The sequence below is a fragment of the Sphingobacterium sp. UBA7625 genome, assembly GCF_002484085.1.
Lineage (GTDB): Bacteria > Bacteroidota > Bacteroidia > Sphingobacteriales > Sphingobacteriaceae > Sphingobacterium > Sphingobacterium athyrii.
On sequence record NZ_DLJD01000025.1, the window covers coordinates 129,764 to 143,439 of the forward strand.

General features: G+C 38.4%; 12 protein-coding genes. 7 read left to right on the forward strand and 5 right to left on the reverse strand.

The annotated features are described in order from the left end of the window. Positions 1-145 precede the first annotated feature (145 nt). The 4 genes from B4G94_RS10315 (at position 146) to B4G94_RS10330 (ending at position 5,143) form a co-directional block, all read left to right on the forward strand. Positions 146-883 (forward strand): isoprenyl transferase, encoded by a 738-nt coding sequence (locus B4G94_RS10315; protein ID WP_286858721.1) that lies wholly within the window; start codon positions 146-148, stop codon positions 881-883. A 115-nt stretch (positions 884-998) separates the two neighbouring features. After that, the gene (bamA, locus tag B4G94_RS10320) at positions 999-3,563 is read left to right on the forward strand and encodes an outer membrane protein assembly factor BamA (protein WP_286858722.1); all 2,565 of its coding nucleotides are present in this window, start codon (positions 999-1,001) and stop codon (positions 3,561-3,563) included. Positions 3,564-3,938: 375 nt separating this feature from the next. Further along, a complete protein-coding gene (locus B4G94_RS10325; protein WP_108633010.1) occupies positions 3,939-4,472 on the forward strand; it encodes an OmpH family outer membrane protein in 534 nt (177 codons plus the stop codon). A 104-nt stretch (positions 4,473-4,576) separates the two neighbouring features. Beyond that, positions 4,577-5,143 (forward strand): OmpH family outer membrane protein, encoded by a 567-nt coding sequence (locus B4G94_RS10330; protein ID WP_108633689.1) that lies wholly within the window; start codon positions 4,577-4,579, stop codon positions 5,141-5,143. A gap of 9 nt (positions 5,144-5,152) precedes the next feature. Here the strand turns inward: B4G94_RS10330 and B4G94_RS10335 are convergent, their stop codons facing one another. Then, positions 5,153-5,311, reverse strand: a complete 159-nt coding sequence (locus B4G94_RS10335; protein ID WP_286858725.1) for a hypothetical protein — start codon at positions 5,309-5,311, stop codon at positions 5,153-5,155. 271 nt (positions 5,312-5,582) lie between these two features. On the opposite strand from B4G94_RS10335, the gene B4G94_RS10340 reads away from it, so the two are divergent. From B4G94_RS10340 to B4G94_RS10350, 3 genes are all read left to right on the forward strand, one after another. Further along, positions 5,583-6,254: a TetR/AcrR family transcriptional regulator gene (locus B4G94_RS10340; protein WP_181390486.1), complete on the forward strand. Its 672-nt coding sequence runs from the start codon at positions 5,583-5,585 to the stop codon at positions 6,252-6,254. Between the two features lie 194 nt (positions 6,255-6,448). Continuing rightward, the gene (locus B4G94_RS10345; RefSeq protein WP_286858726.1) at positions 6,449-7,747 is read left to right on the forward strand and encodes a (Fe-S)-binding protein; all 1,299 of its coding nucleotides are present in this window, start codon (positions 6,449-6,451) and stop codon (positions 7,745-7,747) included. 7 nt (positions 7,748-7,754) lie between these two features. Beyond that, a complete protein-coding gene (locus B4G94_RS10350) occupies positions 7,755-8,549 on the forward strand; it encodes a (Fe-S)-binding protein (RefSeq protein ID WP_108633687.1) in 795 nt (264 codons plus the stop codon). Between the two features lie 704 nt (positions 8,550-9,253). On the opposite strand, the gene B4G94_RS10355 is transcribed toward B4G94_RS10350, so the two are convergent. The 4 genes from B4G94_RS10355 to B4G94_RS10370 form a co-directional block, all read right to left on the reverse strand. Further along, on the reverse strand, positions 9,254-9,844 hold the full coding sequence (locus B4G94_RS10355) for a TIGR00730 family Rossman fold protein (RefSeq protein ID WP_286858728.1): 591 nt from the start codon (positions 9,842-9,844) through the stop codon (positions 9,254-9,256). Positions 9,845-9,868: 24 nt separating this feature from the next. Then, on the reverse strand, positions 9,869-11,260 hold the full coding sequence (locus B4G94_RS10360; RefSeq protein ID WP_286858730.1) for an aldehyde dehydrogenase family protein: 1,392 nt from the start codon (positions 11,258-11,260) through the stop codon (positions 9,869-9,871). 40 nt (positions 11,261-11,300) lie between these two features. Continuing rightward, positions 11,301-12,260 carry an SO2930 family diheme c-type cytochrome gene (locus tag B4G94_RS10365; RefSeq protein ID WP_286858732.1) on the reverse strand — a complete coding sequence of 320 codons (960 nt, stop codon included), beginning with the start codon at positions 12,258-12,260 and terminating at the stop codon, positions 11,301-11,303. Between the two features lie 119 nt (positions 12,261-12,379). Then, positions 12,380-13,654, reverse strand: coding sequence for a parallel beta-helix domain-containing protein (locus B4G94_RS10370; RefSeq protein WP_286858733.1), 1,275 nt, complete (start codon positions 13,652-13,654; stop codon positions 12,380-12,382). Between the last annotated feature and the right edge of the window lie 22 nt (positions 13,655-13,676).

Consider the following 13,676-nt stretch of genomic DNA (forward strand, 5'->3'; position numbering starts at 1 on the left):
AGGATTCAACACTAGTGATCAAACGAATTCATTCTGCGAGGTCAAAATTCGTTTAAAGATAATACACAGACAACCAGTATCTGGTTTTTAACACGCAAATAAGCTGTGACTAAGCTAAAGTGTTAATTTATTGAAAATAGCAACAATGAGCTTTTTAGATCAAATTGATAAAATTAAATTACCCCAGCACATTGCCATTATCATGGATGGTAATGGCCGTTGGGCAAAACAAAAAGGCAAACTCCGTGTATTCGGACACCAAAATGGCGTGAAAGCAGTAAGAGAGGCCTTAGAAGGATGTGTTCAGGCCAACATCAAATTTTTAACGCTCTACGCATTTTCGGCGGAAAACTGGAATCGGCCAAAATTAGAAGTGATCGCACTGATGGAACTTTTGGTCTCCTCTTTAAAAAAAGAAATCAAGACATTTCAGGAAAATGGTGTCAGATTAAATGCCATCGGAGATATCAGCAAGCTTCCATCGAACGCACAAAAAAAGCTTCAGGAAACAATTGACGCTACCAAAGACAATACACACTGTACCCTAACCCTAGCCCTTAGCTATAGTTCTCGCCAAGAAATTGTGGAAGCCACTCGAAATTTGGTTAAAAAAGTAAATGCAGGTGAAATAGCCATTGAAGATATCAATGACGATATCTTTTCCGCTAATCTCTATACCCGAGACTTGCCAGATCCAGATTTATTGATCCGAACCAGCGGAGAACTTCGGATTAGTAATTTCCTTCTGTGGCAAATTGCTTATTCTGAACTATGCTTCCTAGACAAGATGTGGCCAGAGTTTACAAAAGAAGATTTATATAAATCAATTGTAGAATATCAGCAACGAGAAAGAAGGTTTGGAAAAACAAGTGAACAGTTATAAATGATTTTATTAAATTTGTCAACTGATTTGAATAAAAAACAAGCTGGTTAAATTTTCTTAATTAACAAAAATTAACAACTGATTGGTGTACTTTAGCGCCAATAATTCAAGATAAATGAAGCGTATACTACCCGTAATACTATTTTTTGGTCTCTCATCAATGCAACTTGTCTACGGACAGGAAAAAGGTGCGTTCAACTTAAATGACCCCGAAAAAATCAGTTATCTCAACCCTAAAAACTATGTAATTAGTGCTGTTGATGTAACCGGAACACAATTTTTGGATAAAAACGTATTAATTACCATATCTAAATTGTCGGTAGGTCAATATTTGGAAGTGCCAAGTGAAGCGACTGCAAAAGTAGTAAAAGATATGATGGCTCAAGGCCTCTTCGATGATGTCGAATTATGGGCAGACAAAATTGAAGGCGAAAACATCTTTTTGACCATCCGCGTAGTAGAACGCCCTCGTTTGACCCGTATTGACATTAATGGACTGAGCAAAAGCCAAACGGAAGAAGTCCGTAAACGTTTAAATAGCAATACGGGTAAAATCGTCAATGAAAATTTGATGAACACCACACGGGCAACAATCCAACGCTTTTTAAAGGAAAAAGCATACTTATATCCGGAGATTAAACTAAGAACAGTTAAGGATTCGGCACAGGCCAACAATGAAATCCTGATTGCGGATGTGGATAAAAAACACAAGGTAAGGGTTAAAAAAATGACCTTTACGGGCAACGAGCATTTTTCACAGAAAGAACTGCGGAAAATGGCCAAACCAATCAAACAGAAAATGTGGTACCGCATTTTTGGCCCGGGTAAATTCAAAGAAGAGAAGTATAAGGAAGGTAAAGAGAACCTGATCAAAAAACTGGCGGCCAAAGGCTATCGTGATGCCGAAATCTTAAAGGATACAATCATTCGGGATGGAGAAAAAAATGTATTGGTAAATTTTGATGTTTACGAAGGACCTAAATATTACGTTGGTAATATTGTATGGACAGGAAATGCAAAATATTCCGATACCTTATTGAATAAGATTTTAGGGATTAAACGCGGAGATGTATTCTCCGAAGAAAAACTGAATACCAAATTGTTGGGCGGTGGTCGAAATTCCGATGATATTTCATCGATCTATATGAACGATGGATATTTGACTTTCTCCGTAGATCCTGAACAGACACGTGTTTATAATGACACCATTGATTTGAATTTACGCGTCTATGAAGGTGCTCAATATACCATTAACAACGTTATTGTAAAAGGTAACGATGTCACGAATGACCGTGTGGTTTTACGTTCTATCTATACGAAACCGGGGCAAAAATTCTCAAAAGAGCAAATTATGCGAAGTGTGCGTGAAATTGCCCAATTAGGAAATTTTGATGAGCAAAAAACAAATCCGGTTCCGACCAATTTGAACTATGCAGAAGGAACGGTAGATATTGTTTACAATGTGACAGAGAAACCCTCTGATCAAGTAGAGCTTTCGGGAGGTTATGGAGCTGGACAGATCATCGGTACACTGGGATTAACCTTTAATAACTTCTCTACAAGTAATTTCTTTGATAAAAGTTCATGGAAACCCCTTCCTCGTGGTGACGGTCAAAAATTAAGTGTACGTGGTCAGACTTCTGGTAAACGTTACCAATCATACAGCTTCTCTTTCTCAGAACCTTGGTTAGGTGGAAAAAAACCTATCTATTTTGGTTTAAGTGCTTATACCTCTAGTTCATCCTATGGTGGATTCAATTATTATACTGGTGAGCAAATTGTCAAAGATTCGGAGTTGAACCGGATTTGGATGACAGGTATTACGGCAACCTTAGGTAAGCGTTTACAATGGCCAGATAACTGGTTCCAAGCCAATACTTCATTGTCGTTCCAACGTTACAAACTTCAAAATTATGGTAATTATTTCTTGTTTGACAATGGTACGGCATACAATATTAACTTGACACAAGAATTTAGCCGGAACTCGATAGATGCACCGATCTACCCTACTTCGGGTTCGAACATCAAATTCTCAGTGCAATTAACGCCTCCTTATTCATTGTTCAATAATATTGACTATAAAAACGGTACTCCTCAAGATCGTTACCGCTGGACTGAATACCACAAATGGAAATTCGATTCACAATGGTATGCAAAAATTGTAGGAAAGTTAGTATTCAAAGCTCAGGCACAGTTTGGTTTCTTAGGTAAGTATTCCAACAAAACAGAAATTTCCACTTTCGAACGATTCAAGCTTGGTGGTGATGGTATGCAGGGATTTGATTACCTTCAGGGTTCAGAAATTATCGCTATGCGTGGTTATGCAAATGGTGTGATTATTCCAGAAGGTACTCAAAATGTAAATGTAGCAAGAAACTCAGGTAGCCCGATCTATACGAAATATCAAATGGAATTGCGTCATCCTGTGATGTTAAATGATCAGGCGACAGTATACGTACTGGCATTTGCCGAAGCGGGTAACACCTGGAACAAATTCACTGAATACAATCCATTTAAAGTACGTCGTTCAGCGGGTGTAGGTGCCCGTATCTTCCTACCTATCTTTGGTATGCTGGGAATTGACTACGGTCACGCATTCGATCCTATCCCAGGATTACCGAGCAGTACCTGGAAACAAAACTTTACATTTAGTATTATGCAAAATATGGGTGGATTCTAATCGGGGATAATTAAACCCTTTAGATCAATCTTAATAAAGAAGCTATCGTACAAACTACGATAGCTTTTTTTTGTATCAAATTAATTTTCAAATTTGATGCGAGATATATTTAAATCTTCCTATATTGAAGCAAGCTTATTTTCAGCAACAAAGGTTAGACATACCGCCCTTTCTAGAAAGGCATCGTGAGAATCGGCCAACAAGTTAAATAGTGTTAAACCCGAGAAATATCTGTTAGATTGCATCTTTTTTGTTATTTTTGAGCCGTAAATTTATTTAAGGCAATTTGTCAGATTAAACTTTTGAGCTTGTACATTGTCATAAAGTAAATTAATGTTAAATAATAAATTATAGTCTATAAAACTTACAGGAAATATGAAAAAAATATTGTTAGTTATAGCTTTTGTAGTCGTGAGTGCTACAGCGACATTTGCTCAACAGCTTGCGTATGTAGATTCAGAATATATCCTAAAACATGTCCCCGAATATACCGCCGCACAAAAACAATTGGATGATCTTTCTAAGCAATGGCAGGAAGAGGTGGACCAAAAATATGCTGAAATAGAAAAATTATATCAGGCTTATCAAAAAGATCAAGTTTTATTAAACGAAGATATGCGTCGCCGTCGTGAGGACGAAATCGTTACCAGAGAAAAAGAAGTAAAAGATTATCAAAAACAAAAATTCGGATTCGAGGGTGAACTTTTTAAAAGACGTATACAACTGGTAAAGCCTATTCAGGACCGTGTTGCAAAAGCAATACAAGAAGTGGCTTCGGCACAGAATATTGATTTCATTATGGATAAAGGAAAAGAGTCCACATTCCTATATGCGAACCAAAAATTGAACAAAAGTAATGAAGTCATTACAAAATTAGGTTATAAACCTAATCCTAGTCTTGCAAACTAAGCTGGAGTTTATTATCATTGTGGACACAAGTAATACAAATAGTAATTAATTAGAAAACTAAAAAGATTGCCATAGAGATGGCTTATTAGATTAAAATGAAAAGCATGAAAAATTTATTAAAAGGTGCGGTTGCTATAGTGGCAGTATTTTTCTCAACTCAATTCGCAAATGCTCAGCAAAAACTTGGTCATATCAATTTCGCTGAAATCATTCAATCCACTTCAGATTATAAAACAGCTGAAGGCCAATTGAAAACATTGAGCGATGGTAAAACAAAAGAAATTCAAGATATGGTTACCATTTATCAAACCAAACAAAAAGAGGCCAATGATAAATTACGTAACAGAAGTGAAGCGAATAAAGAGACCGTTGATCCTGAAATCAATAAATTAGGACAAGAGTTACAAGATATTCAATCGCGTATTCAAACAGCACAACAAGCTGCGCAAGAGGAGTTGGGTAAAAAAGAAGATGAGTTAATTACTCCTATTCAAAGAAAAGTGGCTGAGGCGGTAAGCGCAGTATCCAAAGAAAAAGGTATGGCGTATGTCTTTGATATCTCAAGCACCAATATTCCTTATTTCCAAGGTGGCGAAGATTTGACTGCTGCCGTTAAAACAAAATTAGGTATTTCTGCTACAGCAGCACCTGCAGCACCAGCGAAAAAATAATAACATATTTTACAGCATAAAAAAGGGATTATTCAGATGAATAATCCCTTTTTTATTGCCTCTTTTCATTACCCACTCCCTGAAATCAGCAGCTAATAATGTTACAGAAATAGCTACTAAAGTCGACTCATCAATAGGAAAAAAATCTGTCATACGATTTTCTTGCATTTACCAGCTAAAATTTAGATATTGTAAAAAAATACATATCTACCCTAATGAAAACATCATGAGCTCAAATTTGTTTATTAACGAACAAAGAGGACAGCTTATGAAAGCTTCATTGCTAAAAATGGTTTTAATCGCATGAAATTATCATGGGCTTAAATCAGCTCAAAGGCTTATATAACTCAGTCTATGATAGCTTCAGTGCTATTAAACCGACGAAGGCAGCATGAATGCCTTTGAAAACAAATTGGTAATGAATAAACAAATTATTCTAATGAAAAAGAAAGTAACTGAGGATCATCCAAAGAAAGAAAGAAAAGTAACATCTGGTCCCATCCGGGACAAAGAACGGACCAAAGCACGGATGATTGCTGCGGTAGGAAAAGTCATCCAAAAGAAAGGTTATCATGCCTTGAACGGTCCGAATATCGCACTTGAATGTGGTTTAAATAAAGCGCTTATTTGGAACTATTTTGGCGGTCTTGACCAATTGGTTGAAGCTTATCTGACACAAAAGGACTTTTGGCAAATCGGAGATAAAGGAATTTTGGAACAGATGATATCAAATCCAGAGGATATTGATGTTGACCTGGTAAATGAATTACTTAAATCCCAGTTGAATACATTTTTAAAAGATAAAACCAAACAAAAAATCATCCATTGGGGGCTGGGTGAAAAAACAAAAGCACTAAAAAATATAGCTGATCGCCGTGAAGCTCTTGGCGAAGAATTATTTAAATACTTTGATCCAAAATTTGAAAATTCTGAAAACGATATAAGAGCGACATTAGCTTTATTGGTTAGTGGAATTTACTACCTCAGCTTACAGGCCAAATCGACGGGCAGCACGTTCTGTGGCATAGATATCAATACAGAAGAAGGAAAAACACGTATCGAAAAAACGATTGGAAGAATTCTTAAGCAGACATTTTCCGACGTAGAATAACTTGATAAATAAAATAACCTCAGCTTCCAAGAAATGCCGATAATTTCTTGGAAGTCTCTTTTCCCATTCCCGCTATCTCTTCCTTAAATATTTTCAGAAAATGATATGAACAATCTAATTTTTTGATTTATTTTTACTATGTTAGCATAACAAAATAATATGGTATATTTGTTATGTAACCAATATTCGAGCATATGATAGGTCAACTAATATTTGCAGTTTGTTTTCTGGGCGCGTTATTTTTTTTTAGTAAAAATGCACGGCGGATCTATAGTAATATCAAATTAGGTCGGGAGTTAGATCGTTCTGATAGGCCTTCGGAGCGTTGGAAAACAATGCTTTTGGTTGCCTTTGGGCAAAAGAAGATGTTTAAGCGCATTATTCCTGCCATTCTGCACTTATTTGTCTATTTAGGCTTTGTTATCATCAATATTGAAATGCTAGAGATCATTATTGATGGTTTATTCGGAACCCATCGGGTATTTTCGTTTATGGGAAGCTTTTATAATTTCTTGATCGGTTCATTTGAATGGCTGGCACTTGGGGTACTGGTGTCCTGCTTAGTCTTCCTGATTCGAAGAAATGTCATTCGGGTAAATCGCCTGAGCAGTAAAGAGCTTAATAATTGGCCCAAAACCGACGCTAATATCATCTTGGTCACAGAAATTCTGCTGATGTCGGCTTTTCTGCTGATGAATGCGACCGATCTCAAATTACAGCTTTATGGATTCGAGCATTTTAAGTCTGTTGGTTCGTTTCCGGTGAGTCACTATCTCTTGCCCTATTTGCCTACCTCAACTGCGACTTTATATATCATCGAAAGATCTTGTTGGTGGTTTCATATATTAGGTGTATTGGCTTTTTTAAACTACCTCCCCTATTCAAAACACTTGCATATCATACTCGCTTTTCCGAACACCTATTTTTCAAATTTGGATGCCAAAGGGAAATTATCCAATATGGCTGCTGTGACAAATGAAGTAAAAGCAATGCTTGATCCAAGCTTTACGCCACCATCCTCGGATGGGATAGCTCGTTTTGGAGCCAAAGATGTCCAGGATTTAACCTGGAAAAGCCTTTTGGATGCCTATACTTGCACCGAATGTGGCCGTTGCACATCCTCCTGTCCTGCCAATATCACAGGAAAACTTCTGTCACCACGAAAAATAATGATGGACACAAGGGATAGGCTAACCGAAGTAGGTGATAACATTAAGGTAAACGGCAGCTTCGTGGAGGATGGCAAGTCTCTTATCGATACCTATATCAGTCGGGAAGAATTATGGGCTTGTACGAGCTGCAATGCCTGTGTAGAGCAATGTCCTGTCAATATTAACCCATTGGACATTATCATAGAACTTCGTCGGTTTGCGATTATGGAGGAATCTCAGGCGCCCGCAAGTATTAATAATATGTTTGGAAACATTGAGAATAATGGTGCTCCATGGAAGTATGCACAAATGGACCGCGCAAATTGGACTCAACAACAATAGTTTAATGATGGAAAATGAATTGAAAGTTCCAACAGTCGCTGAACTGTTAGCTAAGGGAGAAACTCCCGATATATTATTTTGGGTGGGTTGTGCCGGTAGCTTTGATGAACGCGCGCAAAAAATAACACGTGATATCTGTCGAATTCTCCAACACGTTGGTATTAACTATGCTATTCTTGGAACAGAGGAAAGCTGTACCGGTGATCCTGCTAAGAGAAGTGGAAATGAGTTTTTATTTCAGATGCAAGCCATGATGAATATAGAGGTTTTGAATGGCTACGAGATCAAAAAAATCGTAACCGCCTGTCCTCACTGTTTTAACACGCTTAAAAATGAATATCCTGCTTTGGGTGGTCATTATGAAGTCATTCATCATACGCAATTGATCCAGAGTCTCATCGACGAGGGCAAGTTGAAACCGGCTGACAATAATATCTTTAAGGGGAAAAAAATAACCTATCATGATCCTTGCTACCTAGGCCGCGCAAATGAAGTCTATGAAGCACCTCGAAAAGTTCTTGAAAGTCTAGATGCACAACTTGTTGAATTAAAACGCTGCAAGAGCAACGGTCTATGCTGCGGCGCCGGCGGGGGCCAAATGTTTAAAGAACCCGAACCAGGCAAGAAAGATATCAACATTGAACGCATTGAAGAGGTAATAGGAATACAGCCACAGGTTGTTGCTGCGGCATGCCCTTTCTGTATGACGATGTTAAAAGACGGTGTAAAAATAAAAGAGAAAGAGTCCGAAATAGAGGTACTCGATATTGCAGAAATAACAGCCCGGGCAAATAAACTTTAACTATTTCAGTTTAGAAATCACGATATAAAATAAGAAAGGCTCGATCCGAAGATCAAGCCTTTTTTGTTAAAAGGACACTGCCCTTTAACGTTTGCTAAAAGTTAGCTGTCATAGGCACCCCGCCGGTTAAAATATGGGTACCTATGATCGAGCTAACGATGGGTAAATTTCTCTTATTCCCCATCAATCAAACCAAGTTGATAGCCATTTCAAAGATAGAGCGCATTGCCCAATTATCTATTGACCATTTTCTAGAAAAAATTGATCAAATTGTAAATTTCAAAAAAAACAATAGTTCCCCAGAGGAGGTAGCGAAATATTTCAGCATAACGTTTAAGGGAACGTCCGGGCTATCAGACCTGTAAAAACAAAATCAAATTTGTCTGTTTCAAATGTAAATCCCAGGAAACAATAACATGATAATCTATAGACAAATTGAATGCATTGGAAACTTGTTTTACTTCATGGATCATATTGGGAGAGAGCAATAACTGTCACATGAAATCCTCCGTGCATCAAGATAGAAAGGAGCAGTAATTAATAAAGGTATAGCAAGGCTTTTGAATTATAAAATAATTAGATAAAGAATTTTTGTTACAAACTCCGAAACAATATCAAAATGCAATAAGAATGGTCTCCACAAAGAATAAGAGCCATATGAAGACCATATTAGAAAGCACCCCCGTTAAAACAACAACGTTTTTTTAAATCTCATTTTTTTCGATCCATTTTGTTACTGCCGGCGGGGCATAGTTTTCCATCTTATCTAAAAGTTCTTCAATTGTCTGGCCGACCAACAGCATCTCGCGGTTCTCCGGCCTTAAAAGACCTTCATGAACCATGTGATCCATAAACTTGATTAGGTAGTCATAAAACCCGTTAATATTCAATAATCCCACAGGTTTTCTATGTAACCCCAGTTGCGCCCAGGTCGTCATTTCAAAAAGCTCCTCCAGTGTTCCAAATCCACCGGGCAGTGCAATTACTCCTTCAGCATATTCATTCATGATTCTTTTACGATCATGCATACTGTCTACTATGATTAACTTCGATACGCCTCGATGTTCTCGCTCTTTTGAGTTTAAAAAATGGGGAATAACGCCAATGACCGAGCCACCTTTTTCCAAAGCGGCGTTTGCAACCACGCCCATTAATCCAGCGCGTCCACCGCCATATACCAATTGAACATTCCGTTGCGCAAAAGTATGACCTACGTATTTCGCCTGATCTTCATATATGGTGGAATTGCCCAAGCTGGAAGCGCAAAATACAACAATGCTTTTGATTTTATTCATATACAAGTATAAAAAATAAGCAGCCTAAATCCATTTTTTTAGCAATTTAAATATTCCATTTTTATAAGGCGGATAAATCCATTTCGAAAGATCATATTTAGATTGACGCATTACAGCACGCTCATGTGAAAATGCCTTGAAGCCAAAAAAACCATGGCAGCTTCCTTGGCCACTACCGTTGACTCCTCCGAATGGTAAATGGGGATTAGAGACATGGATCAGCACATCATTGACACAGACACCTCCGGACGCTATCTGTTGGATGATAAGCTGGGTATGATGCCTACTTTCGCTAAAAATATACAATGCCAATGGTTTTTCGCCTTGATTTACGATAGAAATTGCATCTTCCAAGTTGTCATAAGTTATAATCGGAAGGATGGGACCAAATATTTCTTCGCTCATGATCGCATTATCCAAAGAAACACCTGTCAACAAGGTCGGATTTAAAGTTAAATCCTCCGACAGCAGGCCTCCTTCAACCAACGTTGCCCCATCTTCAACCGATCTGGCGATCAAAGTACTGAGGCGATCAGCATGTTTCTGATTGATAATCTTCGCGTAACGCGTCGGGTCTATTTCATCACTCCCTGTAAAAAACATTTTTTTTACAGCATTTAAATAATGTTTTACAAATTCATCACGCAATCCTTTCGGGAGAAGAACATAGTCCGGAGCAATACAAGTCTGCCCAGCATTGATCAATTTCCCCCAGGCGACTTTATTTGCCGCCTTTTCGAGATGAGCTGTTTCATCCAGTATAACCGGTGATTTCCCGCCGAGTTCCAAGGTTACGGAACTTAAATGGTCAGAAGCAGCTCTCATAATCTGTTTGCCCACCATTGAACTACCAGTAAAGAAAATATGATCAAAAGGAAGTTTCAGAAGTGTCTCCGCTATAGATTTTTCACCTTCGATACAAACGATTTCTTTGACATCAAATGCTTCGGAAATCATCGTCCGAATTAGGGATGCAGTATATGGACTGTGTTCAGACGGCTTCAAAACAATACAGTTACCTGCAGCAATGGCTGATACCAAAGGGCTCATGGTAAGCTGAAAGGGATAATTCCAGGGAGATATAATCAGAACAGCCCCTTTGGGCTGATATACAATCGAACTTTTTGCCAGTAGGTTCGTCATTGACCTCCCCACGCGTTTTGGCCGCATCCATGTTCGCAAATGACGAATAGCAAACTCGATTTCACCATAAATAAATAATACCTCGCTTATTGCAGCTTCATTTCTTGATTTGCGTAAATCTTTTGCCAGCGCTTCATAAATTAAATCTTCGTTGCTTTCAATTACGCGGCGTAATCTGCGTAACTTTTCTATCCGTTCATGGACATCGCTATGTCGCAATTCAATTTTAAAGAGTTGCTGTTGCTGAAATATGGAATCTATTTGATCGATCATGCTATTCGAATTAATATAAAATCGGAAGGTGAAAATAATGTTACTTTTTCTTTGGCATATTATCTATCCATTGCCGAATCAAATCCACACCTTCCTTATGGATTATACTTCGGGCCAATTCAGGCATTGCTGTCCCGGGTTCTATACTATTCATTCGATACAACAAGATAGAATGCTCCGAATCCCCAGGTATAATATCATAGTTTAATCCACCTGCTCCTCCTCCTGCTGATACAGGAGCCTTATCCACACCCAGATGTGCCGGTGTATCCTCTTCGTAGTTGAGGAATAATCCTGTATTAAACGCGTCCCCGCCCTTTGTATGACAATGGGCGCAATTGACATCTAAATAAGCCCGGGAACGATCTTCGAGACTAAATTTGGTCTTATCCGTCCATATCGGCAATTGCGCGACATGTTTTAAGTCGGGCATATTTTTCAACAATCCCCTGGTACTCCAGTGAGCCAATTGATTGACAGAATCGCCTGAACGGACAAAATTCAGATTACGGGCTTTAGGACCTATTGGCATTAATTTCGATGCATTATTATGACAACGCTTACAGTCATTGGTATTTGGCACCATGTAATTTGTCTTATGCCTATTCCCATTGTTATCGAGCAAAGTGATCGCCAATTTTGCCCCCCGAATATGCTTAATCGCATCTGATTGCTCCACATTCCAAAGGTAGTTCATGACTTTCCAGTTATGATCTGCGGGGTCTTTGACCAATAAACGTGTTTCAATAATAATCTTCTGCCCCTGAACATTGATATAGGAGAAATTTTTAACGATTATTGTTGAATCCGGAAAATCTAAAGGTCCTTGTGACGTGTACGCAATTGATTTTCCAGTAGGAAGAACAATAAAACGATCTTTAACAGTATAATCTGAAAACAAAGGTGTACTTAATTCATAAGGGAGAATACCTTCTTTCGGCAATAGATCACTCAACCTTCCCTTGAAAAATCCATAATCAGAAAGCTTTTCTTTAAACACGAATGAACTACTGACCTGTTCCGATTTATTTTTCCCTTGCCGGCAGCTTTGTTGCAAAATCAAAAGGCACACACACAAAATAACAATCCCAACTAGGGTTAGTTTTATATTTTTCACGGCTATTTACATTGAAATGGTTTCACATTGCTTGATGGTTTCCATTTGTCTCCCTGGCCCGCATGTTTAAAATCTGCGGACACAAACATATTTTCGCCGGGCTGATCAATGCAAATAGCATCCGGATTTGGGGCAGTACCATTTGTCATAATATTACTGGAAATACCATCGTATAGAATAGCAGGAATTCTTTTCACTGAACGATCGGGTTCCACGACATTGAGCTGCGCCTCAGTAGCAATAATTAATTGGCCAATGCGGTGTTCATAAGCAGGCTGAGGAAACTTGTCTCCCATGCTTATTTTATTTCCATGGATTTTAATCTGCGAGGGGATTGGCGAGTAGTTGTTATTGATGCGCTCAGCGGCCTTCTCATCCACAGCAAAACCAGAAGCTATGGTAATAGCCGAAGTATTATTGTGTTCAATCGTATTGTTATACAATTCGATATTTGATGTGGAAAGGATAATAATTCCACTTCCGGGAGAGGCATTTCCGACACCCCAAAATGTCCCAAAACTACCTCCTTTTGCAAAATTTCTAAAATTATTATCATAAATCTTATTACGATAAGCCTTCACTCGTCCGCCCCGTTGGGACAGGTCGGGCAAATCAAAAATTAAAAAACCGGCGGTATTTCCATAAAACTCATTGTCATACACCTCCGCATCAGTCGTATTTTCAATTTCACAGCCAGCTACATTTTTGGATGCCTTACATTTTCTTACCACGACTCCTTTGGTTTGCCCAACATAAATACCTGCATCAGAAGCTCCTTCGGCATAGCAATTCTCGATAAGAACATTCTTACAGAGCACCGGATAAATTCCATATCCGCCACTGGTAGAGTCAGCGGAACTCCATATACTATGCAGATCTGCAATGATAATGTCCTGGCTGTTGTTTATCTTCAATAGATCACCTTTTGAATCCCGGATCGTCATCTTTCCGATTGTCAACCCCTTGACATCAGTAATACGGATGCCCTCTCCCCCCTGTGTCTGGCCCGAAAAGTCGATGATGGTTTTTTCGTGCCCCTCGCCTTCAATTTTAATATGGTTGACCTGGGCTATACTCAGGTTATCAAAACGATATTTACCTGATTTCAAATGTATATTTGTACTATCTTTAATCGACAGAAAAGCCTCTTCAATTGCTTCCTCCTGCCCGGGACCAAAAGTCAGCACATGATAATCTTTACTTTGTTGATTCTTGCAGCTCCAAAAGGCGAAACTTATGAACACCATTATGAGCCCGTTTTTTACATATCCTTTCATGATTTATTTTTTTATGATTTAT

Coding starts and splice junctions, on each gene's coding strand:
- B4G94_RS10345 (WP_286858726.1), top strand. CDS start 6,449: ATGATAGGTCAACTAATATTTGCAGTTTGTTTTCTGGGCGCGTTATTT.
- B4G94_RS10340 (WP_181390486.1), top strand. CDS start 5,583: ATGAAAAAGAAAGTAACTGAGGATCATCCAAAGAAAGAAAGAAAAGTA.
- B4G94_RS10325 (WP_108633010.1), top strand. CDS start 3,939: ATGAAAAAAATATTGTTAGTTATAGCTTTTGTAGTCGTGAGTGCTACA.
- bamA (WP_286858722.1), top strand. CDS start 999: ATGAAGCGTATACTACCCGTAATACTATTTTTTGGTCTCTCATCAATG.
- B4G94_RS10350 (WP_108633687.1), top strand. CDS start 7,755: ATGGAAAATGAATTGAAAGTTCCAACAGTCGCTGAACTGTTAGCTAAG.
- B4G94_RS10360 (WP_286858730.1), bottom strand. CDS start 11,260: ATGATCGATCAAATAGATTCCATATTTCAGCAACAGCAACTCTTTAAA.
- B4G94_RS10335 (WP_286858725.1), bottom strand. CDS start 5,311: ATGCAAGAAAATCGTATGACAGATTTTTTTCCTATTGATGAGTCGACT.
- B4G94_RS10330 (WP_108633689.1), top strand. CDS start 4,577: ATGAAAAATTTATTAAAAGGTGCGGTTGCTATAGTGGCAGTATTTTTC.
- B4G94_RS10355 (WP_286858728.1), bottom strand. CDS start 9,844: ATGAATAAAATCAAAAGCATTGTTGTATTTTGCGCTTCCAGCTTGGGC.
- B4G94_RS10370 (WP_286858733.1), bottom strand. CDS start 13,654: ATGAAAGGATATGTAAAAAACGGGCTCATAATGGTGTTCATAAGTTTC.
- B4G94_RS10315 (WP_286858721.1), top strand. CDS start 146: ATGAGCTTTTTAGATCAAATTGATAAAATTAAATTACCCCAGCACATT.